Origin of the sequence: Streptomyces sp. NPDC005955, from assembly GCF_042871255.1 — a bacterium.
Lineage (GTDB): Bacteria > Actinomycetota > Actinomycetes > Streptomycetales > Streptomycetaceae > Streptomyces.
Map to the genome: position 1 here is coordinate 154,206 of NZ_JBIAIF010000011.1, position 25,760 is coordinate 179,965.

Here is a 25,760-nt window from a genome sequence, read left to right on the forward strand (position 1 = left end):
GACCGGAGGGACCGGGCGGAAGGGGGCCGGAGCGAAGCCTTCTCCGGTGAGGGAACGGGCGCCGCGGTCGAACTCGGCGAATCGTGATGCACGGGAAAAGGATAGCCATACCTAAGTGCCCGCCAACAAGCTTCGGTTGGGCCCGTTGCGTCTCCGTTACCGCTCCCCCTCCGGGCATCCGACTCACCTGGACGTGCCATTAACTACCCGGAGATGGAGTGGTGTTGGGCGAACGGGGGAAGTGGGGCGACGGAGCGCCGCCGAGCGCGCCGGAGTCACTATAGCAAGATAAGGCTATCCTAAGTTAGTGTGCGGCTCACCAGTCGGACCTTGAGGGGACGTGAGCCTTCTTGTCGGGTGCGGACATCGGTGCGGACATCGGTGCGGGCGACGGATCGGCACAGCGGCGGAGGGAGTTGTTACGCCGGCAACTGGCCGCCCGCGGCCTGGCGGGGCAACGGGGCGGGACCGGTTCACCCGTGACTCCCCCGCACCGCGCCGAAGGACCGGCGCCGCTCTCCCCACCGCAACGTCGGATGTGGCTGCTGCACCAGCTCGACCCCGTGAGCACCGCCTACCACGTGTGTGTGGCGGTGCGCCTGTCCGGCAACCTCGCCGCACCCCGGTTCGCGGACGCCCTGCGCACCGCCGCCGAACGCCATCACGTGCTGCGCACGGTCTACCGGGTGGACGGCGACGGGGTGCCGTTCCAGGTGTTCCTCCCGCACAGCGTCGTGCCGGTGACCCTGACCGATCTGACGGACGTGCCCGCCGACCGGCGGGAGGCCGCGGTGGACGCCGCCGCCTCCCGGCTCGCCGACCGCCCCTTCGACCTGACGGAGGACGCCCCGGTCCGGTTCGAGCTGCTGCAACTCTCTCCTCGGGAACACGTGTTGGTGCTCGTCGCCCATCACATCGCCTGGGACGACGGCAGTTGGCAGGTCCTGCTGCATGAGCTGGCCGCCGTCCACCGGGGCGCCGAACTCTCCGGACCGACCGTCCAGTACGCCGACCTCGCGCACGCCGAGACCCGTCGGACGCCCTGGACGGACGCCGATCTGGACCACTGGCGCACCACTCTCGCCGACCCGCCCGGGCCGCTTCCGCTGCCGACCGACTTCCCCCGCTCCCCCACCCGGGCCGCCGAGGGCGGGCGGCTGGTCCGCACCCTGCCCGCCGAGCTGCGGGAGCGTCTGCACGCCGGGTGCCGGGCCGAAGGCGTCAGTCCCTTCATGGCCCTGCTCGCCGTGTTCCACACCCTGTTGCACCGGTTCAGCGGCGCACCGGACGTCCTGGTGGGCTCTCCCGCGGTACTGCGGTCCGCGCCCGGCGCCGCGGGGCTCGTCGGCAACTTCGGCAACACCCTGGTGCTCCGCTCGACGGCCGGCCCCGACACCACCTTCCGGGCGCTGCTCGGGCAGGTCCGCGAGCGGTGCCTCGGCGCGTACGCCCATCAGACCGTCCCCTTCGACACCCTGGTGGAGGAGTTGCGCCCCGAGCGCACCCCGGGGCACCACGTGCTGTTCGACGTGATGTTCTCGCTGCGCAGTGATGTGTGGGAGGGCTTCGACCTGCCCGGCGTCCGGCTCGCCGACCGGCCGGTGGCGGGCGGCGCCGCCGCCTTCGACCTCGCCGTTTCCGCGGTGCTGGACGCCGCCGGCACCCTCACCCTGGACACCACCTACCGCCGGGACCTGTACGCGCCGGACACCGTGGCCGGGCTGCTCGACCGGTTCACCCGGCTGCTGGACGCGGCGCTCGACGCGCCGGACACGCCGCTCGGTGACCTCGCGCCGATCGGCGGGGAGGAGCAGCGGCGCCTGCTCGCCGACTGGACCGGCGAGGCCCCGACGGCACCGCGCGCCACCCTGCCGGAGCTGTTCGCCCAGCGGGTCCGCGAAGCCCCCGACGCCCCGGCGCTCAGCTGGGAGGACGGTGACCCCGACGGGACGGTGCACCGACTCAGCTACGCCGAGCTGGACGCCCGGTCCGAGGCGTTGGCCGGGGAGCTGGCAGCGCTGGGCGCGGCGCCCGAACGGGTGGTCGCCGTGGCACTGCCGCGCTCGGGCGAGTTCCTGGTGGCGGCGCTCGCGGTCCTGAAGGCGGGTGCCGCGTACCTACCGGTCGATCCGGAGTACCCGGCGGACCGGATCGCCCTGATGCTGGCCGACGCCCGCCCGCACCTGGTGGTCACCGACACCCGGTCCGCGGCCCGGCTCGCCGGGGACAGCACCCCACGGCTCCTCGTCGACGACGGCGCCCGTGCCACGCTCGGCGCCCGTGCGCCGCTGCTCCCCGCGGACCCCGAACACGCCGCCTACCTCATCTACACCTCGGGATCGACGGGCCGGCCCAAGGGCGTGGTGGTCACCCACAGCGGATCGTCCGCACTGGTGTCGACCATGTCCGGGGAGTTGGGCGCCGGCCCCGGCTCCCGGGTGCTCCAGTTCGCCTCGTTCAGTTTCGACACCTCGGTGTGGGAGTGGACGATGGCCCTGCTGACCGGTGGCGCGCTCGCCGTCGTCCCCGCGGAGCAGCGGCTCGGACCGCCGCTCGCCGCGTTCTGCGACCGGCACGCGATCACCCATCTGACCCTGCCTCCGGGAGTGTTGGCCACCCTGCCCGACGAACACGCGCTCCCCGACGGCGTCACCCTGGTCGTCGCCGGTGAGGCGTGTCCCGCCGCGCTGGTGCGTCGCTGGGCGGGCACCACCCGGATGTTCAACTCGTACGGGCCGACCGAGACCACCGTCGACGCCACCCTGTGGGCCTGCCGTCCGGACCGTGACGGCGCCCTCGTACCGATCGGCGGGCCGGTGCACCACACGGCGCTGCGGTTGTTGGACGACCGCCTGCACCTGGTGCCGCCGGGCTCGCCCGGCGAGTTGTACGTGACGGGCGAGGGGCTGGCCCGCGGATACCTGGACCGCAGCGGACTCACCGCGGGGCGGTTCGTCGCCGACCCCTTCGGGCCGCCCGGCGGGCGGATGTACCGCACCGGCGATCTGGCGCGCTGGACCGCCGACGGAGTCTTCGAGTACCTGGGGCGGGTCGACCACCAGGTGAAGATCCGTGGTTTCCGCGTCGAGCCCGGCGAGGTCGAACACCTGTTACGGCGCGCCGGAGGCATCGCCCAGGCCGCCGTCATCGCACGGGAGGACACCCCGGGCGATCCACGGCTGGTGGCCTACGTGGTGCCTGCCGAGGGGGCCGCCGCGCCCGATCCCGAGCTGCTGCGCGGGGAGTTGGCGGGACGACTGCCCGACCACCTGGTGCCCGCCGCGGTCGTCGTCCTCGGGCGGCTGCCCCTGACCGGCAACGGGAAGCTGGACCGGCGGGCGTTGCCGGCCCCCGTGTACGCCCGGGCCACCGGTCGGGCACCCGCGACCGCGGCGGAGACCCGGCTGTGTGCGCTGTTCGCCGCGGTGATGGACGTTGCGGAGGTCGGGCCCGACGACGACTTCTTCCTGCTCGGTGGGCACTCCATGCTGGCGGCACGACTGCTCACCCGGATCGAGAACGCCTTCGGGGTGCGTCCGCCCCTGCGCGCGCTCTTCGATGCGCGCACCCCCGCCGGCTTGGCCCGGCTCCTCGATGCGGAGGCGGCGGCGACCGGTGCCGGTACCCGGCCCGCCCTCCGGGCCTCGGCGGGTCCGGCGGCTTCGCCTGGCTCGCGGGAGGACGCGGCCGCACCGCTGTCGTTCTCCCAGCAACGGCTGTGGCTGCTGCATCAGTTGGAGGAGCCGGGCGCGGCCTACAACATCCCGACGGCGCTGCGGATCAGTGGGCCGCTGGACCGGGAAGCCCTGGCCGCCGCCGTGGTCGACGTCGGCACCCGGCACGCCACCCTGCGCACCGTCTTCCACGGCCGGGACGGGACCGCGGCGCCGGTGGTCCTGCCGCCGGAGCAGGGGCCCCGCCTTGAGGTGCGTGCGGTGACGCCCGAGCGGACGGCGCAGGCTCTGACCGAGGCCGCCGCGCACGTGTTCGCGCTCGCGCAGGAACCGCCGCTGCGCGTCACCCTGTTCGCGACCGGGCCGGAGGAACACGTACTGCTCCTGCTGCTGCACCACATCGCGGGTGACGGGCAGTCCCTGCCGGTGCTCGTGGACGACCTCGCCCGCGCCTACCGCGCACGGCGGGTCGGCGAGGCACCGGAGTGGGAGCCGCTGCCGGTGAGCTATGCGGGCTTCGCCCGGTGGCAGCGGGAGTTGCTCGGCGAGGTGACGGACCCGAAGAGCGTGACGTCCCGTCAGGCTGACTTCTGGAGGCGGGAACTGGCGGGTGCACCTGCCGAGTTGCGGCTGCCGACGGACCGGCCCCGCCCCCCGGAGTCCTCCTATCGGGGCGGTACGGTCCGCTTCGCCGTGGACGGGGAGTTGACCCGCCGGGTCCGGAGCCTCGCCACCGACCTCGGTGTCACCCCCTTCATGGTCTACCAGGCGTCGGTGGCCGCGCTGCTCAGCCGGCTCGGCGCCGGGGAGGACGTCCCGCTCGGGACGCCGGTCGCCGGGCGTTCGGCCGAGGAGCTGGACGGCCTGGTCGGCTTCTTCGTGAACACCCTCGTACTGCGTACCGACGTCCGTGGCGACCCGTCGTTCGCGACCCTGCTGCACCGCGTCCGGGAGACCGCCGTCGCGGCGTTCGAGCACCAGGACCTCCCGTTCGAGCGGCTGGTCGAGATCGTCAACCCGCCCCGTTCCACCGCCCGGCACCCGCTGTTCCAGGTGATGGTGGTGCACCAGTCGGGCACCGCGTCCGCACTGCCCGTGCCGGGACTGCGCAGCCGGCCCGAGGTGGTGTCGGCCGGGACCACCACCTTCGATCTGAGTCTGACCTTCATCGAGGGCTTCGACCCGGACGGCGACCCGGACGCGGTCGCGGGATTCGCGCAGTACAGCGCGGACCTGTTCGACCCGGACACCGTGGAGCGGCTGACCGGCCGGCTGCTGCGGCTGCTGGCCGCCGCGGTGGACCGGCGGGACCTGCCGCTCTCCCACCACGACCTGGTGACCGGAGCGGAGCGCGCGGTGCTGCTGGCGCAGCCCGAGCCCGCGCCGGTGGTGCCGCTGTTGCACGAGGTGTTCGCCGAACGGGTCCGGTACGCCCCCGGTGCGACGGCCCTCGTCCTCGGCGGTCGGGGCGGCGCCGGCGAACGGCTCACCTACGCCCAGCTCGACGCCCGGGCGGAGCGGTTCGCGCAGTGGGCCGCAGCAGGGGGCGCCGCCCCCGGCCGCGTCGTCGCGCTCGCGCTGCCGCGCCACGCGATGGTCCCCGCGCTGTTGGGGGTGCTGCGCACGGGTGCGGCCTTCCTGCCCCTCGACCCCGGGTACCCGGCGGACCGGCTCGCGGGCATGCTGGCGGACGCGGCCCCGGTCTGCCTCCTCACCACCCGCGCCCTGGCCCCGTCGCTGCCGGTGTGCCCCGAGGTGCCCGTGGTGCCGGTGGACGCCGGAGCGCCCGAGGGTGCGCCGGGACCAGTGGTCGGGGCGGGGCCGGACGACGCCGCGTACGTGCTCTTCACCTCGGGTTCGACGGGGCGCCCCAAGGGCGTGGTGGTCACCCACGCCAACCTCGCCCACCTGTACGCCGCGCACACCTCCACCCGCTTCCCGCCCGAGGTGGACGCGGTCGGGGGGAGGCGGCTGCGGGCCGGGCACATCGCCTCCTTCGCCTTCGACGCCTCGCTCGACCCGGTGGTCCTGTTGGTGGGCGGCCACGAGCTCCACGTCCTGGACGAGGACACGTACCCGGACGCCGAAGCGGTCGCCGCGTACGTGGCCGCGGAACGCATCGACTACCTGGGGCTCACCCCCGTCCAACTCCAACAACTCGTCACCCACGGGCTGCTGGACGAGGGGCGGCACCGGCCCGCGCTGCTCGGGCCGGGCGGGGACGCCCTGCCCGAGGCCCTGTGGCGCAGGCTCGCGGCGCATCCCACGACCACCGCGTACAACCTCTACGGTCCGACGGAGTGCACCGTGGACTCGGTGGTCGCCGAGGTCACGGGGGACGGCCCGCCCCGCATCGGGCGCCCGGTCCGGGGCGCGACCGCCTACGTGCTGGACGGCCGGCTGCGCACGGTGCCGCCGGGGGTGCCCGGGGAGTTGTACCTGGCGGGCGCGGGTCTGGCCCGCGGCTACCTGGGGCGGCCCGGGTTGACGGCCGAGAGGTTCACGGCCGACCCGTACGGACGGCCCGGCACCCGGATGTACCGCACCGGGGACCTGGCGCGCTGGACCACCGACGGGGAGTTGGAGTGCCTGGGCCGCACCGACCACCAGGTGAAGATCCACGGCTTCCGCATCGAGCTCGGCGAGATCGAGGCCGTCCTCGGACGGCATGCGGGTGTCGCGGAGGTCGCCGTGGTCGCCCGGGACGACGTGCCCGGATCGCGCCGGCTGGTCGCCTACGTGGTGCCCGCGGCCGGTCGGTCGGCGGACCCGGACGGTTGGCGGGCGCACGCCGCTTCGTTGCTGCCCGATCACATGGTGCCCGTGCTGTGGGTTCCGATGGAGCGGCTGCCGCAGTCCGCGAACCTCAAGCTGGACCGGGCGGCGCTGCCCGTGCCGGTGCTGCCCGAAGGAGTCGGCCGGGCGCCCGCCAACGCGGCGGAACGCCTGTTCAGCGACCTGTTCGCCGCGCTGCTCGGCCGGCCGGAGGTGGACGCGGACGGCAACTTCTTCGCGCTGGGGGGTGACAGCATCATCGCCCTGCAACTGGTCTCCCGGGCCCGGGCCGCGGGGTGGACGGTCGGGGCCCGGGAGGTGTTCCGGCACCAGACCCCGGCCGCCCTGGCCGCGGTGGCCGTCCCCCTGGCGGACCGCGCCGAGACGCACGGGCGGGCGGACGACGGGCTCGGGCGGATCGCGGAGACGCCGATCGTCGCCCGGCTGCGGGAGCTGGCCACGGCGTCGAACGCGCCCCGGCCCGGGAGCGTCGGACCGCTGGTGGACGACTACAGCCAGGGCATGACGCTGACGACGCCGCCCGGGGTGGACCGCGCCGTGCTGGTGGCCGTGCTCCAGGCCGTGCTGGATCGTCACCCCGCGCTCCGGGCCCGTCTCGTGGTGGCGGACGACGGCAGCTGGGAGCTGGCCGTGCCCGCGCCCGGCACCCCGCGCGCGACGGACCTCCTCCGGCTCGCACGGGGTGATCACCAGCAGGAGTCGGCGGCGGCCGGTGCGCGACTGCGGCCCGCGGACGGGGTCATGGTGCAGGCGGTCTGGTGGCCGCCCACGAGCAGCGGGTCGTCCGGACAACTCGCCCTGTCCATTCACCACTTGGTGGTCGACGGGGTGTCCTGGCGCGTACTGTGCGACGATCTCGCCACCGCTTGGAGGGGCGAGGAGCTGGCCCCCGAGGGCACCTCCCTACGGGCGTGGAGCGGGGTGCTGCGCGCCTACGCCCGGCGCCCGACCACCGTCGACCGGACGGAGCAGTGGGCCGCCGCGGTCAGCGGAGCGACCCGACTGACCGAGGTGGCGCTGGACCCCGTACGGGACACGGCGGCGACGACGGCCCGCCACACGGTGACGGTGGGCCCCGAGGACACCGAAGCGCTGCTGACCCGGGTGCCGGCGGCCTTCCACGCGAACACCGAGGACGTCCTGCTCACCGCCCTGGCCCTGGCCGTCGCCGAACGGCGGCGCACCACCGGGACGACCGGAGGACGGGCGGTGAGCGTCGACCTCGAAGGACACGGCCGTGAAGCCGTCGCGGACACCGACGCCGACTTGTCCCGAACGGTGGGCTGGTTCACCACCGTGCACCCGGTGCTGCTCGACCCCGGGGTCGTGGACCTCGCCGACGCCCGGTCCGGCGGCCCGGCGGCCGGACAGGCCCTCAAGACCGTCAAGGAACAGGTGCGGTCCCCCGCCGACGGGGGCCTCGGCCACGGTGCGCTGCGCCACCTCAACCCGGACACGGCCGCCACCCTCGCGGCGCTGCCCACCCCCGACATCGCCTTCAACTACCTGGGGAGGTTCGGCGGTTCCGGCGAGCGGGCCGAACCGTGGCAGCCGGTCACCGGCGCGCACGCCCTGTTCCACCGGGTGCCCCCGACGCTCGCGCTGGGTCATGCCCTGGAGATCGACGCGCATGTCACCACGGGCCCCGAGGGGCCCCGGTTGACTGCCACCTGGTCGTACGCGGCCGAGGTCCTGGACCCGGACGGGGTGGCGGAGCTCGCGGCGGGCTGGCTCGCCCATCTGAGGGGGATCACGGCCCATGCCGCCTCCGCCGACGCAGGTGGGTGGACGCCCTCCGACCTCTCCCTCATCGCCCTCACCCAGGACGAGATCGACGACTTCGAAGCCGACTGGAGGCATGCGTGACGGCCCGATCCGAGTTGGCGGACATCCTCCCGCTGACGCCCTTGCAAGAGGGCCTGCTGTTCCGGGCGGAGTTCGACGACCACAGCCGCGGGGTGTACGTGGGCAGACTCAGTCTGACCCTGCGCGGCCCGGTGGACGAGCCGGCGCTGCGGTCGGCCGCCCAAGCGCTGCTGGACCGCTGGCCGGGGCTGCGCGCGGCGTTCCGTCGCAACCGGCGGGGCAGGGCCGCAGCGCTGATCCCGTCCCGGGTGGCCGTCGACTGGGCGTACGACGACCTGCGCCCGCTGTCGGCCCCGGAGCGGGAGCGCCAAGCGGCCCTGCTGACGGAGGCCGATGCCGCACGGGGCTTCGACCTGGGTCGGCCGCCCCTCGTGCGGTTCCGGCTGCTCACCCTGGCGGATGCGTCGCACCGGCTGGTGGTCACCAATCACCACATCGTGCTGGACGGCTGGTCGCAGCCCCTGCTGGTGCGGGAGCTGTTCGCGCTGTACGCACCGGGTGCGGGCCGGGCGCCGGCACCGGCCGCGTCCCCCCGCGCCCACCTCGACTGGCTGGCGTCCCAGGACCGGCCCGCGGCGGTCGCCGCCTGGCGGGAAGCCCTGCGCGGGGTGGAAGGCCCGACCCTGATCGCCCCCGACTCCACCGATGCGGTCGGGGTCCGTCCGGGGCGGATCGTCGTGGAACTCGGCGAGGAGCTGACCGGGTCGGTCACCGCCCTGGCCCGGTCGCGGGGACTGACCCTGGGGACCGTCGTGCAGGGCGCGTGGGGTCTGGCGCTCGCGCGGACCCTGGGGCGCACGGACGTGGTGTTCGGCGGTGTGGTGTCCGGGCGGCCCGCCGACCTGCCCGGCGTGGAGTCGATGATCGGCGTGTTCGTCAACACGGTGCCGGTGCGCACCTGTTGGGATGCGGTCGAGACCTACGCGGCGGCGCTGGCCCGGTTCCAGGAGGAGCAGTCGGCGCTGGTGGCGCACCAGCACCTGGGGCTCACCGAGATCCAGGGGGCCACGGGCGGGCGGGAGCTGTTCGACACCCTCGCCGTGGTGGAGAACTACCCCCTCGACCCCGCTTCCCTCGCCGAGCTCGCCCCGGGACTGCGCCTGCTGGAGGCGGACGGCCAGGAGGACGTGCACTATCCGCTGGCCCTGACCGCGCTGCCGGGCCGCCGGCTGCGGCTGAGCCTCGGCTACCGCGCCGACGCCGTCACCCGGACCCGGGTGCAGTCGATCGCCGAGCGGTTGCGCCGCGCGTTCGAGGCGTTCGTGACCACCCCCGACCTTCCGCTCGGCCGGATCGACCTGCTGCGACCGGACGAGGTGGCGCGGGCGACGGTCACCGGCGGCGAGCACGCGGTGCCGGACGCCACCCTGGCCGACCTCCTCACCGCCCAGGCGGCCCGTAGCCCGGAGGCCACCGCGGTGATCGCCCCGGACGGCACGCTCAGCTACGCGGAGTTGGACACCCGGGCCCGGGCGCTGGCCGCCCGGCTCGTGCGGCACGGGGCCGGACCCGGCACGGTGGTGGCGGTGGCGCTCCCCCGGTCCGCCGAACTGGTGGTCACGCTCCATGCGGTGGTGCGGGCCGGCGCCGCCTACCTGCCGTTGGACCCCGACTACCCGGCGGACCGGATCGCCTTCATGCTCGCCGACGCGCACCCGGTGGCCCTGGTCACCGACGGCTCCGGCGCGCCTCCGGCGGCGGGCGGCAGCACCCCCGTACTGGTGGCGGACGACCCTGCGGCGGACACCGCCGACGACGACTCCGACGGCCCCGCCCCGGTACGGGCGGCCGGTCCGGGCGACCCGGCGTACGTGATCTACACCTCCGGGTCCACCGGTCGCCCCAAGGGCGTGGTCGTGCCGCACTCGGCGATCGTGAACCGCCTGACGTGGGCCCAGGCGGAGTACCGGCTCACCCCCGACGACCGGGTCCTCCAGAAGACCCCGTCCAGCTTCGACGTGTCCGTGTGGGAGTTCTTCTGGCCGCTGATCACCGGGGCGGCCGTGGTGGTGGCCCGTCCGCAGGGCCATCAGGACCCGCGGTACCTGGCCCGGCTGATCCGGGAGCACGGGGTCACCACCGCGCACTTCGTGCCGTCGATGTTGCGGGCGTTCACCGCCGAAGCGGAGGCCGCCGACTGCACGGGACTGGTGCGGGTGCTGTGCAGCGGCGAGGCCCTGGCCCCGGACCTGGTCCACGGCTTCCACGAGGTGTACGGCGGCACGGTCGAACTGCACAACCTGTACGGGCCCACCGAAGCCGCCGTGGACGTCACCGCCTGGCCCTGCCCGAAGACCGGCGCCGGCCCCGCCGCGGGCGTGCCGATCGGCCGTCCGGTGTGGAACACCTCCGTCCGCGTGCTGGACGCGGCGCTGCGCCCGGTCCCGGACGGGGTCCCCGGGGAGCTGTACCTCGCCGGCCGCCAGTTGGCGTACGGGTACCTCGGCCGCACCGGGCTGACGGCGGGGCGCTTCACCGCGGACCCCTACGGGCCGCCCGGTACCCGGATGTACCGCACCGGGGACCTGGCGCGGCGGAGCCCCGACGGGGTGATCGAGTACCTGGGCCGCACGGACGACCAGGTGAAGGTGCGCGGCTTCCGGGTGGAGCCCGGGGAGGTCGAGGCGGCGTTGACCGCGCACCCCTCGGTGCGGGAGGCCGTGGTGGTGGCCCGCACCGACCTGGGCGCGGACGGAGCGGCCGTCCTCGTCGGCTACGTCACCGGAGCCCCGGGGCACGCTCCGGAGTCCGCCGTCCTGAGGCGGGCGCTGTCCGCCTCGCTGCCCGAGCACCTGGTGCCGACGGCGCTGGTGGTGCTGGACGCCCTGCCGCTGACGCCCAGCGGCAAGCTCGACCGCCGTGCCCTGCCCGCGCCGTTGCCGGGGACGGTCCCGGGTGCCGGGCGGCGGCCCCGCAACCCGACCGAGGAGATCCTGTGCGACCTGTTCGCCGAGGTCCTCGGCGTACCCGAGGTCGGCATCGACGACGACTTCTTCGACCTCGGAGGGCATTCGCTGCTCGCCACCGGGCTCGCCAGCCGGGTGCGCTCCACCCTGGGTGCGGACCTACCGCTGCGCACCGTGTTCGACGCGCCCACCGTGGCGTCGCTGGCCCCGACCCTGGGGTCCGCCAGCAGCAGGCCACCCCTGCGGGCCGCGGTGCGACCCGATCCGTTGCCGTTGTCCTTCGCCCAGGCCCGGATGTGGTTCCAGTACCGTCTGGAGGGCCCGAACCCGGCGTACAACATGGCCTTCGCGGCACGGTTCACGGGCGCTCTCGACCGGGCGGCGCTGCACGGTGCGCTCGGTGACGTGAGCGACCGGCACGAGGCGTTGCGCACCGTCCTGGCCGAGGACGCCGGGGTGCCCCACCAGGTGGTCCTGGACGCCGGGGCGGCCCGCCCCGACCTCCACGTCACCCCGACCGACCCGGCGGGGCTGGCGGCCCTGCTGTCGGCGGCCCTCGCCCGCCCGTTCCGGATCGACGCCGAAGTGCCCTTCCGCGCACAGCTGTTCGCCGTCGGGCCGGACGACCACGTGCTGCTCCTGGTGCTGCACCACGTGGCGGCCGACGGCTGGTCGGCGCTCCCGCTGCTCCAGGACCTGGCCGCGGCGTACACCGCGCGCGGCCGGGGCGACGTGCCGGACTTCGCCCCGCTGCCCGTGGGTTACGCGGACCACGCGCTGTGGCAACGGGCCGTGCTCGGGGCGGAGTCGGACCCGGAGAGCCTGTTGAGCCGGCAGTCCGACTTCTGGCGCAAGGCGCTGGAGGGGTCGCCCGAGGAACTGCCGCTGCCCACCGACCGTCCGCGGCCCGCCGCGCCGAGCCTGCGCGGTGCGACCGTGGTGGCCGAGGTCCCGGCCGCCCTGCACCGGCGGCTGCGCGCCCTGGCCCGCCGGTGTGACGCCAGCGTGTTCATGGTGCTGCACGCCGCGCTGGGCGCCTTGCTGACGCGGTTGGGCGCGGGCACCGACATCCCCCTCGGGACGCCGATCGCCGGACGCGGCGACGACGCCGTGGACCAGGTGGTGGGGTTCTTCGCCAACACCCTGGTGCTGCGCACCGATACGTCCGGCGATCCGGGCTTCCGGGAGTTGGTGGCCCGGGTGCGGGAGGTCGACCTCGCCGCGTACGCGCACCAGGACGTGCCCTTCGAACGTCTGGTGGAACTGCTCAACCCGGCCCGGTCGATGGCCCGCCATCCCCTGTTCCAGGTGATGCTCAGCCATCAGGCCCGGCCGGCCATGGACCTGACCTTCGGTGAACTGGGTGTGGTGCAGCAGCCGTTGGAGTCGGGCACCGCTAAGTTCGACCTGGCCTTCGAGGTGGTGGAGGAGTACGGCCGCGAGGGCATGCGGCTGGGCGTCGAGTACAGCACCGACCTGTTCGACGCCGGGACCGTCAACAATGTGGTCACCCGGTTCCTGCGGGTGTTGGAGGCGGTCACGGACGCCCCGGACCGTTCCCTCGGGTCCCTGGACCTGTTGTCCGTCGAGGAGCGCCGCCGGGTGCTCGTCGACTGGCAGGGCGACGTCGTCGCCGGGCCTGCGACGACCCTGGTCGCGCTCTTCGCACGTCAGGTGTCGCGCACGCCCGACGCGACGGCCCTGGTGTGCGGCGCGACCGCGTACACCTTCGCCGAGTTGGACCGGCGCACCGCGCGGCTCGCCCGACTGTTGCGGGGGCGGGGCGTCGGCCCGGAGGTCACCGTGGCCCTCCTGCTCCCCCGGACGGCCGACACCATGGTCGCCCTGCTCGCGGTGATGCGGGCGGGCGGCGCCTACGTGCCGATCGACCCCGCCTACCCGAGCGGCCGGATCGCGCACGTCCTCGCCGACGCACGCCCCCGGCTGCTGATCACCACGAGCGGGTCGAGCCGCCGGGACGCCGTGCCGACCACCGGGGAGCGCCCGGTCGAACTGCTGTTGGACGCGCCGGAGGTCCAGGAGGCCCTGGCGGACGACGGCCCGGTGCCGGACGGCGGTGCGCTCCCGCCCCCCTCGCCCGGCCACCCCGCCTACGTCATCTACACCTCGGGGTCGACGGGGGTGCCCAAGGGCGTGGTGGTGGAGCACCGCAGCATCGCCAACCTGTTCGCCAGTCACCGCGCGTTGTTGTACCGGCCGACCGTCGCCGCGGCCGGGGGGCGCTCGCTGCGCGTGGCGCACGCCTGGTCGTTCGCGTTCGACGCCTCCTGGCAGCCGCAGTTGTGGATGCTGGACGGACACGCGCTGCACCTGGTCACCGAGGAGACGGTGCGCGACCCCGAGGCGCTGGTGGAGTTCATCGCCGCGCAGGGGATCGACTTCATCGAGGTCACCCCCTCGCACGCGATGCAGTTGGTCGGGGCGGGCCTGGTGCGCGACGGGCGCTGTGCGCTGTTGGCGCTGGGCGTCGGCGGGGAGGCCGTGCCGTCGCCGCTGTGGCACGACCTCAGGTCGCTCGCCGGGACCTCGGGCTTCAACCTGTACGGGCCCACCGAGTGCACGGTCGACGCCTTGGCGGCGCGGGTGGCGGACAGCGAACGTCCCTTGGTGGGACGGCCGACCGCCAACACCGCGGCCCGGGTGCTCGACGGCCGGCTCCAGCCGGTGCCCGCCGGGGTGATCGGTGAGCTGTACCTGTCGGGGGCCGGTCTGGCCCGCGGGTACCTCGGTCGGACGGCGCTCACGGCGGAGCGGTTCGTGGCCGATCCGTTCGGCGGGCCGGGCACCCGGATGTACCGCACCGGGGACCTGGCGCGGTGGATGCCGGACGGGACGGTCGACTACCTGGGCCGCAGCGACGACCAGGTCAAGATCCGCGGCTTCCGCATCGAACTCGGAGAGGTCACCGCCGCGTTGGCCGCCGATCCGACGGTGCTCCAGGCGGCGGTGGACGTCCGGGAGGACGGCCCGCGCGGCCGTCACGTCGTCGGATACGCGGTACCGGCCGCCGGGGCGGTGTTCGATCCCGCGGCGCTGCGGACCCGGCTCCTCAAGCTGCTCCCGGACTACATGGTGCCCTCGGCGTACGTGGAGTTGCCCGCGCTCCCGCTCACGGAGCACGGCAAGGTCGACCGGCGGGCGTTGCCGGCGCCGCCATTGCCCGTACCGCGGGAGGGGCGGGGTCCGCGGGACGCGGTCGAGGCACGGGTGTGCGCGGCCTTCGCGGAGGTCCTGGAACTGCCGGAGGTGGGGATCGAGGACGACTTCTTCGACCTGGGCGGGCATTCGATGCTGCTGGTGCGGCTGCGGGACCGGCTCCAGCGGGTCACCGGGCGTCAGGTGGCCGTCGCCGACCTGTTCCGGCATCCGACGCCGATGTCCCTGGCCGGTCTGCTGCGCGGCGCGGACGGCCCCGGCGCGGGCCTGGACGTCGTGTGCACCCTGCGGGCGGCCCCCGGTGCGGAGTCCGCCGACCGTCCGGCTCCGCTGTGGTGCCCGGCGCCCGCGACCGGGCTGGGCTGGCGGTACGCCGCGCTGCTGGGACGGGTTCCGGAGGCGGTGGCGGTGCACGCGCTCCAGGCGCCCGACCTCACGGGCGGCGGGCCGACCCGGTCCCTGACGGAGTTGGTGGACGTGTACCTGGCCGCCCTGACCCGGGTGCAACCGCGCGGCCCGTACCGGCTGCTCGGTTGGTCCCTGGGCGGTGTGCTGGCCCAGGCGCTCGCCTGTCGCCTCCAACGGCGCGGGGAGCGGGTCGACCTGCTCGCGGTGCTGGACGGCTATCCCGGGGCGGACGGTCCCGCACCGGGGCCCGCCGGGGCGGACGGGCCTGCACCCGGGCCCGCCGGGTCGGCGGCCGAGGCGGTGGCCGCGGCCGTGGCGGGACTGGGGCTCCCCGAGGAGACGGTGCGGGCGATGGCCGCCAACCTCGCCGCCGCCGCGGCGCAGTCGGCGGCGTTCGCACCGGACCGGTTCCGGGGCACGCTCCTGCACTTCCGCGCCTCGTCGGGTCGCCGGGGCGAGGAGTGGGCCGTCCACACGGACGGCGCGGTCGAGGTGCACACCGTCGCCGAGGACCACGACGGGGTGCTCGATCCGGCGGCGCTGCGGAAGGTGATGGAGGTGCTGGACGCACGCACCGGGGGGTGGCGGTAGTCGGCGGGCGGGGCTCGGCGGGCCCCGCCCACCGGTTCAGCCGCGGTCGGCCGCGGCCAGCCGGGTGCGCAGGGCCCGTTTGTCGATCTTCCCGATGGCCGTCAGCGGGAGGTCCGTGACGACGTCGACGCGGTCGGGCAGTTTGTAGGCGGCCAGGCCGCGTTCCATCAGGAACGCACGCAGCCCCTGCACGGTCGGCCCTCGCGGGCCGGCCGGGACGACCACCGCGCAGATCCGTTCCCCTCCTCCGCTGGGGTCGGGGAGGCCGACCGCCGCGCAGCGCCGCACGTCGGGGTGGGCGGCCATGTGGCCCTCCACCTCCTCGGCGGACACGCTCTCGCCGTTGCGGTCGATGGTGTCCTTGACCCGGCCCTCGACGATCAGGTGCCCGGAGGGGAGTTGCCGGACCAGGTCGCCGGAGGCGTAGTAGCCGTCGTGGGTGAACGCGGTGGCGTTGACCTCGGGGGCCCGGTAGTAGCCGCGCAGGGTGTACGGGCCGCGGACGAGGAGTTCACCGACCTCGCCGGGGGCGACCGGGCGGCCCGTGGGGTCCACGATGCGCAGTTCGTCGTCCTCGCTGAGCGGCCTGCCCTGGGAGCGGGCCACCAGGTCGGGGGTGTCCGCGGAGCGGGTGTAGTTGAGCAGCCCCTCGGCCATGCCGAAGACCTGTTGCACGGCGCAGCCCAGGGCGTCGGGGACGGATCGGGCGAGGTCGGCGGAGAGTTTGGAGCCTCCGGCCTGGAGGACGCGCAGGCTGGAGAGGTCCGCGGGGTCCCATTCCGCGGCGTCGATCCACAGCGGGATCAGCGGCGGCACCAGTGCGGTGTGGGTGACCCGTTCGGACGCGATGAGGGGGAAGGCGTCCCCCGGGTCGGGGGAGGGCGCGAGCACCACACGGCCGCCGACCGCGAGGGTGCCGAGCATGCCGGGGCAGGCCAGCGGGAAGTTGTGGGCGATCGGCAGGCAGGCCAAGTACACCGTTTCGGCGTCGAGTTCGCAGGCTTCGGCGCTCGCCCGGGCGTTGTAGCCGTAGTCGTTGTGGGTGCGCGGGATCAGTTTGGGCACCCCGGTCGTGCCACCGGACACCAGGAGCAGGGCGAGGTCCGTGGGGTCCGGTTCGGGGAGTTCGCGCGGTGCGGCGTCCACCTCGGCGAGGGCGTGGAACGGGCCGGGCTCCCCGTCCACCAGGACGTACCGCAGCGCGGAGGCCTGCGCCTGGACGTCCGCGGCGAGTTGACGGTAGTCGAAACCGCCGTGTTCGTCGGCGATGACGTACGCCACGGCGCCGGACAGTCGGGCCAGCTGACCGATCTCGGTGCTGCGGTGTGCGGGCAGGGTCAGTGCGGGGACGGCACCGAGGCGTAGCAGGGCGAAGAGGAGCACCGGGAACGCGCCGCTGTTGGGCAGTTGGACCAGCACCCGGTCGCCGGGCCGGATGCCGAGTTCCGCGAGGCCCGCCGCCATCCGGTCCGCGCGTCGGTCGAGTTGACGGTACGTCAGCCGGGTGGTCCCGGCGGTGATCGCGGTGCGGTCGGCGTACCGCGTCGACCAGTCGCGCAGCAGGGCGCCGAGGGTCCGTCCGTCCCAGTGGCCGGCCGCGGTGTAGCGGGCCGCGAGTCCTTCGGGCCAGGGGGTCAGCCCCGAGGGACGGGGGGTGGGGGTCGGGGGGGTGTGTGACGTCACGTGGGCTCGACTCTCCTGGTCCGGGGGGCGGTTCACGCTCCGCTCGGGCGCCTGGTCGACAGAGCGTGCGTGCCCCGGGCGCACTGGGCGGCATCCACAAACTGGCACGGTTAGGTTAACCTAACCACCGTCGTTGCACACCTCCCGTTGCCGAGGGTCCCCGGGACGGCCGTCCGGGCCGTTTCGCGTGTCGCTCGGCTCCGGGCCCGTGGATTGGTGCACCCGAAGGCCCTTCGGCCCCCTGCCGACGCCCGCAACTCCCCTCACACGACGTGTTAGGAAGATGCCGCTCCATGCTGTCCATCGACGACCTCCGCGATGTGGTCACCGACCTGCTCGGCGGCGATGCCGAGCCGCCCGGTGACCACGACAGCCTCATTGAACTCGGCCTGGACTCACTGAAGCTGATGGGAGTGGCGAACCGACTGCGCCGCTCGGGCATCGACGTGGGATTCGCCGATCTGGCACGCCGGCCGACGCTCGCGGAGTGGAAGGTCCTGCTGGCCGGGGCGCCGGGCACGGCCCCGCCCACCGAGCCGCCGCAACCCACCGGGGGTCCGGCCCCGGGACCGGTCCCGTCCGCTGCCGGGGCGGCCGCCGGTACGGAGCCGTTCCCGCTGGCTCTGATGCAGCACGCCTACTGGGTGGGGCGGGGCGGCTCCCAGGCCCTGGGTGCGGTGGCCGCCCACCTCTACACCGAGTTCGACGGGACCGGTGTCGACCCCGACCGGCTCGGGGTCGCCGTGGCCGCCCTGATCGACCGCCACCCGATGCTGCGCGCCCGCGTCCTCGACGACGGCCGGCAGGTGATCGGACCCCGGGCGCACGACGGCCGGCTCCCGGTCCTCGACCTGAGCGGGGCCGCCCCCGAGGAGGCGCAGCAGGAGGCCGACCGGCTCCGGGACCGTCTCTCCCACCAGATGCTGGACGTCGCCGCGGGGCGGATGATCGACGTCCGGGTGACGCTGCTGCCCGGTGGCCGCACCCGGGTCCACGTGGACGTCGACATGCTCGCCGCCGACGCCCGCAGCTACCGTGTGCTGCTCGCCGATCTGGTGCACCTCTACGAGCACCCCGACGCCCCGTTGCCGGATCTGGGCTACGACTACGCCCGGTACCTCGCCGAGCGCCGCGCCGAACCGCCCCGCGAGCGGGACGTCCACTGGTGGCGTGACCGGTTGGGCACCCTGCCCGGCGCCCCCGGGTTACCCGCCCGTCCCGGGTCGGGGAGCGGGAGCGGCGGCCGGGTGACCCGCTTGCACCACTGGCTCGACCCCGACCGGCGCACGGCGCTCACCGCGCGGGCCCGGGCGCACGCGGTGACCCCCGCGGTCGCCGTCGCCACCGCCTTCGCCGAGGTGATCGGCGCCTGGAGCGGTGAGCCCCGCTTCCTGCTGAACGTCCCCCTGTTCGACCGACGGCCGCTGCACCCCGATGTGGACCTGCTCGTCGGCGACTTCACCGGCTCGGTCCTGCTCGACGTCGACCTCACCGAGCCGCGCACCTTCACCGACCGGGCCAGGGACACCCAGGAGCGGATGCACGCGGCGGCGGCCCACTCCTCGTACTCCGGCATCGAGGTCCTGCGTGACCTCTCCCGGGACCGGGGCGCGCAGGTCCTCGCCCCGGTCGTGTTCACCAGCGCCCTCGATCTCGGCGAGCTCTTCGGTGACGAGGTCGAACGCTGCCTCGGCGAGCCGGTGTGGATCGTCTCCCAGGGCCCTCAGGTGCTCCTCGACGCCCAGGTCACCGAGGTGCACGACGGTCTGCTCGTCAACTGGGACGTGCGCTCCGACGCCCTTCCCGAAGGCAGTGCCGAGGCGATGTTCACGGCTTTCACCGCCTTGGTCGACCGGATCGCGGACGGCACCGCCTGGGACGTTCCGGTGGGTCCGCTGATCGCCCCCGAGCGCCTCGCCGTCCGCGCCGAGGCCAACCGCACCGACGGCCCGCTGCCCCGACACCCCCTGCACCACGCCTTCTTCGCCCGGGCCCGGGTCACGCCCGACGCCCCGGCCGTGCTGTCCGGCGACGCCCCCGCCCTCGGCTACGGCCGACTCGCCGAGTCGGCGCTCCGGGTGGCCGGGGCGCTGCGTGAGCACGGGGTGCGCCGCGGTGACGCCGTCGCCGTCAGCCTGCCCAAGGGCCCGGACCAGGTGGTGGCGGTGCTCGGGGTCCACGCGGCGGGGGCGCACTACGTGCCGGTCGGCGTGGAGCAGCCGCCCGTCCGGGCCGCGGCGATCCGCGACGGGGCGGGCGCGGCCCTCGTCATCGCCGGCACCGGCGGCCCCGGGGCGCTGGCGCTCGACGAGGCCGCCCGGTGGCCCCGCCCGCTGCCCGAGCCGGTGTACGCGGCACCGGACGAGATCGCGTACGTGCTGTTCACCTCCGGTTCCACCGGTCGGCCGAAGGGGGTCGAGGTCTCCCACCGGGCCGCCGCCAACACCCTCGCGGACCTCGTCGAACGGCTGGGGCTCGGGCCCGCGGACCGCACGCTGGCGCTGTCCGCACTCGACTTCGACCTCTCCGTCTTCGACGTCTTCGCCCCGCTGTCGGTCGGTGGCGCCGTCGTCACCGTGGACGAACGGTCCCGCAAGGACGCCGCCCGCTGGGCCGACCTGGTGCGCGGGCACGGCGTCACCGTGCTGAACTGCGTGCCGGGGCTGCTGGACATGCTGCTGACCGCCGCCGAACGCACCCCGCTCGGCGGCTCGTTGCGGGCGGTGCTCCTCGGCGGTGACTGGGTGGGGGTGGACCTACCGGTCCGGCTGCACGACCGGGTGCCCGGCTGTCGTTTCCTCGGGCTCGGCGGCACCACCGAGACCGCCGTCCACTCGACCGTCCAGGAGGTGACCGGCGGGGAGGTGCCGGCCCACTGGACCAGCGTTCCGTACGGCAGACCGCTGCGGAACGTCCGTTGCCGGGTCGTCGACGTCCAGGGTCGGGACCGTCCCGACTGGGTGGCGGGCGAGCTGTGGATCGGCGGCGCCGGGGTCGCCGACGGCTACCGGGGCGATCCGGAGCGGACCGCGGACCGGTTCCGGGACCGGGACGGCGTGCGCTGGTACCGCACCGGTGACCGGGCCCGCTACTGGCCGGACGGGACCCTGGAGTTCCTCGGCCGGGCGGACGACCAGGTGAAGGTCCGCGGTTTCCGCATCGAACTGGGCGAGGTCGAGGCGGCGTTGGCGTCCCACCCCGCGGTGCGCCGGGTCGTCGCCCTGGTGCTGCGGGACGGTCCCGCCCCCCGGTTGTGCGCGGTCGTGGCGACCGGCACCGCAGCGACCACCGTCGCCGAACTGCGGGACATGGCCGCGCAACGGCTGCCCGCCCCCATGCTGCCGGACGTCCTCGCCGTCGTCGCCGAACTGCCGCTGACGGCGAACGGCAAGGTGGACCGGCGGGCGCTGCGGGCGCTCGTGGCCGCCGAGCGGACGGCCGGCGGCGGGGGCGAGGCCGCCAGGACCGCCCTGGAGGAGGTCATCGCCCGGGTCTGGAGCCGGGTGCTCGACACGGGGACGCCCGGGCGGGACGAGGACTTCTTCTCGCTCGGCGGCGACTCCGTCCTCGCCACCCGCGTCGTCGCGCTGCTGCGGGAGTCCCTGGACACCGAGGACGTCACGGTGCACGACGTGCTGTCCTCCCTGACCGTCGCGCGGCTCGCCGGTGCGCTGGCCGCCCGGGACACCGACGGGGGGCGGTGGGAGCTCGTCGCGGAACTCTTCCTGGAGATCGAGTCCCTGTCCGAGGAGGAGCTCGACGCCCGGTTGGCCTCGACGGCGGGGCACGACGGCGGCCCCGCGGAGTCCGATCGTGGCTGAGCGACCGAGGGGCACGTGGGCCCCGGACCCCGAGGCCTGGTTCCGTCGCTACGTCCCCCGGCCGAAGGCCGCGGCCCGAGTGGTGTGCTTCGGCCCGGCGGGCGGGGCGCCGGCGTTCTACCGGGACTGGGCCCGGGCCGCGCCGGCGGAGGTCGAAGTGCTGTCGGCGGTGCTACCGGGACGCGAGAGCCGGGTGGCGGAGCCCCCGTTGACGTCGATGACGGCGCTCGCGGACACCGCGACGGCCGCGCTCGTGCCCTGGCTGGACCGACCGACCGTCCTGTTCGGGCACAGCATGGGTGCCTCCCTCGCCTTCGAGGTGACCCGCCGGCTGGAGGCCCGCCCCGGACCCCGACCGACGGCGCTGGTGGTGTCGGCCCGGCCCAGCCCCCGCCGGCTCCGGGAGTTCCCGTCGCCGGTGGCCGACTACGACGACAAAGCCATCGTCGCGTACCTGCGCGAACGCGGCGGCACCCCCGACGAACTCCTCGACGACCCCGGTGTCCGGGAGCTGATCCTGCCGCCGTGCCGGGCCGACTTCCAGGTGCTCGGAGGGTACGCGCCCGATCTGGACCGGCCCCGGATCGACACCCCGCTCCGGGTGCTCCTCGGGGCGCTCGACCGGGGGGTGCCGGTGAGCGACGGGGCCCGATGGGAAGAGGTCGCCGCCCGGTTCCGCGGCACCCGGGTGTTCGCCGGCGGCCACTTCTACCTCCTCGACGACCCGCCGCGGGTGCTCGACCACGTCCTGCGGGCCCTGCGCAGCGAAACGGCCGCGGCCCGCGGCCCGGGGTCCGCTCCCCCGCCCGGCGCACCCCGCACAACGACCCGTCCCACCGGACCGACCGACTCCGGGAAAGGAAGTGAGGCCGTGCGGACCCAGGCCCGTGCCCACCACGAACGTCGCATCGCGCTGACCGGCGAGCCGCTGAACACCGCGGCGGCACTGTCGGCGACGTCCCACGAGGACCACGTCCTGTACGAGGACCGGGGCGCCGTCGGGTGGGCGGAAGGCGCGCACGCCCGGGTCACCGTGCACCCCGACCGGACGGTCCTCGCCCTCCCCGGCCCCGGTCGGGACGCCGGCGCCGGGGGCACGTCGAGGGTGTTCCCCACCGACGGCGGGGTGCTCCGGACGCTCGACCGGGCGTTGGCCGCCGTCCCCGTGCGCACCTGGCGGGCCTACGGTTGGGCCGCGTTCGAACTGAGCTATCCGCTGCACGGACTGCCGCCCGTCCCCGGGGACGCACCCCTGGCGCACCTGGTGGTACCGGCCCGGGAGGTACGCCTCGACGCGGGCACGGCGCTGCTGCGCTGCCTCGACCCGGACGAGCTCGACGGCCTGGAGCGGCGCGTCCGTTCGGCCGCTGCCCTCGGCGGCGCGGTGGGCGGCAGCGCACGGGTGGCGGTGGACATCGAGCAGCACGGCGCCGACGCGTACCGGGCGTCCGTGGCCGCGGCGGTGCGGGAGATCCGCGCCGGGCACCTCACCAAGGTGATCCTGTCCCGGAGCGTGCCGGTCACCGCGCCGGTCGATCTGCCCGCCACCTACGTGGAGGGGCGTCGGGGCAACGATCCGGCGCGCTCCTTCCTGCTGCGGCTCGGGGGCTGGGAGGCGGCGGGGTTCAGTCCCGAGATCGTCACCCGGGTCACGGGGGACGACCGGGTGGTCACCGCCCAGCCGCTGGCCGGGACCCGCGCCCTGGAGGGCGATCCCGCGGCGGACCACGACCGTCGGGCCGAGCTGTACCGCGATGCGAAGGAGGTGTTCGAACACGCGATGTCGGTCCGGTTGGCGGCCGAGGAGCTCCACCGGGTCTGCGACCCGCAGAGCGTCACCGTCGACGACTTCATGTCGGTGAAGGAACGGGGCAGCGTCCAGCACCTCGCCTCCCGTCTCTCCGGCACCCTGGCGCCCGGGCGCACCGCGTGGGACGCCGTGGGTGCGCTCTTCCCCTCCGTCACCGCGTCCGGCATCCCCAAGGCCGAGGGGTGCGCCCTGATCCGGCGCAGCGAGCACGGGCCCCGCGGTCTGTACAGCGGCGCGGTGCTGACGGTGGACGCCGACGGGACCATCGATGCGGCGCTGGTGCTGCGGAGCGTGTACCGCCACGAGGGGCGGACCTGGCTGCGGGCGGGGGCGGGCGTCGTCGCGGACTCCACGCCGGAGCGGGAGTTGGAGGAGACCCGGGAGAAGCTGCGGAGCGTGTCGGGGTTCCTGGTCCCGGCCGCGGACGCCCCGCCGGACGGTGCCCGCGGGGCCCGTGACCTGGACGAGCAGTCCGCGGCGCTGACCGGCTGAGCACCGGCGCCGGGCGCCCCCGTGGTGCGGGGCGCCCGGGGCGCGGACTCCTTCGACCGTGGCCGGGGCTGCCCGTGGTGGACGTCGGCGGGCGCCAGCGGTCCGTGGCGACCGCGGGCGCTCCCGACGCGGTCAGTGGTGTTGGGCCACCGGCTGCGGGGCCTCGGAGCCGTCGGCGGACGGGGGTTGCGCGGCGGCCGCTCCCGCCCGGCGCAGCACGGTCAGCGCGATTCCCGCGGTCGCCGCGGCGAGCACCGCGCACACCACGGCAACGGTGTTGAGCCCCGCCGTATACGCCTCCCCCGCGGCGGACAGCACCTGTTCGCCCAGCGCCGGGGGCAGTGTCTCGGCTGCCGCCACCGCCCCCTCGATGCTGCTGCCCACGGCCTCGGCGGCATCCTCCGGTAGACCTTCGGGGACGGTGATCCGGCCCTGGTAGACCGCCCCGCCGAGGCTGCCGAGCCCCGCCAGGCCGAAGGAGACCCCGAACTCCCCGCTCGTCTCCGACATCGAGGCGGCGGACCCCGCCCGCTCCGGCGGCGCGGAGCCGACCACGAGGTTGTTGCCCAGGGCGCCGATGGGGCCGGTGCCCATGAAGGCGATGACGAAGCCGGAGAGGAGCAGCGGGAGTCCGGTGACCGGATCGACGAAGACGAGCAGGGCGTAGCCGACGGCCGTGACGACGAGGCCGGTCCCGATGATGACTCCGATCGGGAGCCGCTTGGCGAGTGTGGGGGCGAGCATCGCGGTGACCACGGAGACCAGTGCGGAGGGCACCATCCACAGTCCGGCTTCGAACGGGGAGAGCCCTTCGACCATCTGGAGGTACCCGGTGATGAACAGGTAGCTGCCCCCCATGGTGATCATGGCCAGCATCAGGATGAGGAGCGAGGCCGTGAAGGCGCCCTGCCGGAACAGGCTCAGGTCCAACAGCGGTGCGGACAGTTTGTGTTGGCGTGCGACGAACAGGAAGCCGATGGCGACCCCGACCGCGATGGCGAGCGGCGGGAGCAGCCCCCACCCCTCGCGGGCGATCTCCTTGAGGCCGTAGATGACGGGGAGGATGGCGCCGAGCGAGAGGAGCACGCTGGGCAGGTCGATCCGACCGGCGTCGGGGTTGCGGTACTCCGGCAGCACGAACGGCGCCGTGACGAGCAGCAGCACCATCACCGGCACGCCGAGCACGAAGACGGAGCCCCACCAGAAGTACTCCAGCATGATCCCGCCGATCACGGGACCGAGCGCGGTGCCGCCCATGAAGCAGCAGGCCCAGACGGCGATGGCCCGGCCGCGCTGGAGCGGGTCGCGGAAGAGGGTGCCGATCAGGGCCAGGGTGGACGGCATCAGGGTGGCGGCGGCGATGCCGAGCAGGGCGCGGGTGACGATCAGCATTTCGGCGCTGGTGGAGAACGCGGCCAGCAGCGAGGCCACGCCGACCACGACGGCCCCGCCGGTGAGCAGTTTGCGGCGGCCGATGCGGTCGCCGAGGGTGCCCATCGTCACCAGGAACCCGGCGATCATGAACCCGTAGATGTCCATGATCCACAGCGTTTGATTGGCGCTGGGTTCCAGGGACTCCGCGAGGTGCGGGAGCGCCAGGAACAGCACGCTCTGGTCGAGGGAGATCAGCAGGGTGGGCAGCGCCAGGACGGCGAGGCCGGCCCATTGTCGTGGCCCGGCCTTCTCCGGGACCTGCGTGGGGACGGTGGAGGGCATGGTCTTCCTTTCCGGGCGCGGTCCGTCGCACGACGGCCGGCCGTCAGGGGTGTGAGGTGGTCCCGGTGCCGCCGGGAGGCGGCCGGGTGGGGCGCGCGGGCAGGCGCGGGCCGTCCCGAGGACGGCAGGTGGGTCAGCCGGGGAACGGCCGTCGCTCGCGGGCCTCCCGCAGGGCCCGGCCCCACCAGGTGAGTTGGTCCAGCAGCGCCTCGGCGGCGGCCACCGTGTCGGGGTCCCCGGGGCGCCCCTGCCCGTCGAAGCGGTCGTCCGGACCCATGAGGGCGACCGTGTCGCGGACGGTGGCGGCGTGCAGCGCGGAGAAGATCTCCCTCAGGTGCGACACGGCGCGCAGCCCGCCCGACGGCCCGCCGTAGCTGACGAAGCCGACGGGCTTGGCACGCCATTCGTCGACGTACCAGTCGATCGCGTTCTTGAGGGGCGCCGGGATGCTGCCGTTGTGTTCCGGCGTCACGACCACGAAGGCGTCCGCGCCGGCCAGCCAGGGGGCGAGGTCGCGGACCGCGGGCGGGGGCGGGGCGCCGGTCCGGTCCGGGTGGACGTCGGGGAGCCACACCTCGGCGAGGTCGATCACGTCGACCTCCAGCCCTTCGCGGGCCGCGGCCAGCGCCGCGATCCAGCGGGCGGGGGTGGGGCCGAAGCGGTGGGCGCGCACGCTGCCGATGACGACGGTCAGGCGCAGAGCGCGTTCGGTGGTGTCGGACGGGTCGGTCATGTCGGTTGCCTCGCTCTCTTCGCGTCCTGGCACCGACCGTGCCGGTCGCCCCTCTCGGTCCGCTCCCGATCCGCTCTCGGTGCCGGC

The 25,760-nt window shown here is 74.8% G+C and carries 7 protein-coding genes; 4 read left to right on the forward strand and 3 right to left on the reverse strand.

Going from position 1 to position 25,760, the window contains the following annotated elements:
• Nucleotides 1-479 precede the first annotated feature (479 nt).
• Nucleotides 480-8,336, forward strand: coding sequence for an amino acid adenylation domain-containing protein (locus ACFYOU_RS24870; protein ID WP_391308601.1), 7,857 nt, complete (start codon nt 480-482; stop codon nt 8,334-8,336).
• Entirely contained in the window at nt 8,333-15,418 is a 7,086-nt protein-coding gene (locus ACFYOU_RS24875; RefSeq protein ID WP_391308603.1) for an amino acid adenylation domain-containing protein, read from the forward strand. The genes ACFYOU_RS24870 and ACFYOU_RS24875 overlap by 4 nt, the downstream gene beginning before the upstream one ends.
• A 36-nt stretch (nt 15,419-15,454) precedes the next feature.
• Here ACFYOU_RS24875 and ACFYOU_RS24880 read toward each other — a convergent pair whose 3' ends face one another.
• Entirely contained in the window at nt 15,455-17,101 is a 1,647-nt protein-coding gene (locus ACFYOU_RS24880; protein WP_391308605.1) for an AMP-binding protein, read from the reverse strand.
• A gap of 293 nt (nt 17,102-17,394) precedes the next feature.
• On the opposite strand from ACFYOU_RS24880, the gene ACFYOU_RS24885 reads away from it, so the two are divergent.
• Both ACFYOU_RS24885 and ACFYOU_RS24890 read left to right on the forward strand, forming a co-directional pair.
• Nucleotides 17,395-20,922 carry an amino acid adenylation domain-containing protein gene (locus ACFYOU_RS24885; RefSeq protein WP_391308607.1) on the forward strand — a complete coding sequence of 1,176 codons (3,528 nt, stop codon included), beginning with the start codon at nt 17,395-17,397 and terminating at the stop codon, nt 20,920-20,922.
• On the forward strand, nt 20,915-23,224 hold the full coding sequence (locus ACFYOU_RS24890; RefSeq protein ID WP_391308608.1) for a salicylate synthase: 2,310 nt from the start codon (nt 20,915-20,917) through the stop codon (nt 23,222-23,224). The genes ACFYOU_RS24885 and ACFYOU_RS24890 overlap by 8 nt, the downstream gene beginning before the upstream one ends.
• A gap of 132 nt (nt 23,225-23,356) precedes the next feature.
• On the opposite strand, the gene ACFYOU_RS24895 is transcribed toward ACFYOU_RS24890, so the two are convergent.
• Nucleotides 23,357-24,940, reverse strand: coding sequence for an MFS transporter (locus ACFYOU_RS24895; RefSeq protein ID WP_391308610.1), 1,584 nt, complete (start codon nt 24,938-24,940; stop codon nt 23,357-23,359).
• A gap of 133 nt (nt 24,941-25,073) precedes the next feature.
• Nucleotides 25,074-25,673 (reverse strand): NAD(P)H-dependent oxidoreductase, encoded by a 600-nt coding sequence (locus ACFYOU_RS24900; RefSeq protein WP_391308612.1) that lies wholly within the window; start codon nt 25,671-25,673, stop codon nt 25,074-25,076.
• Nucleotides 25,674-25,760 lie beyond the last annotated feature (87 nt).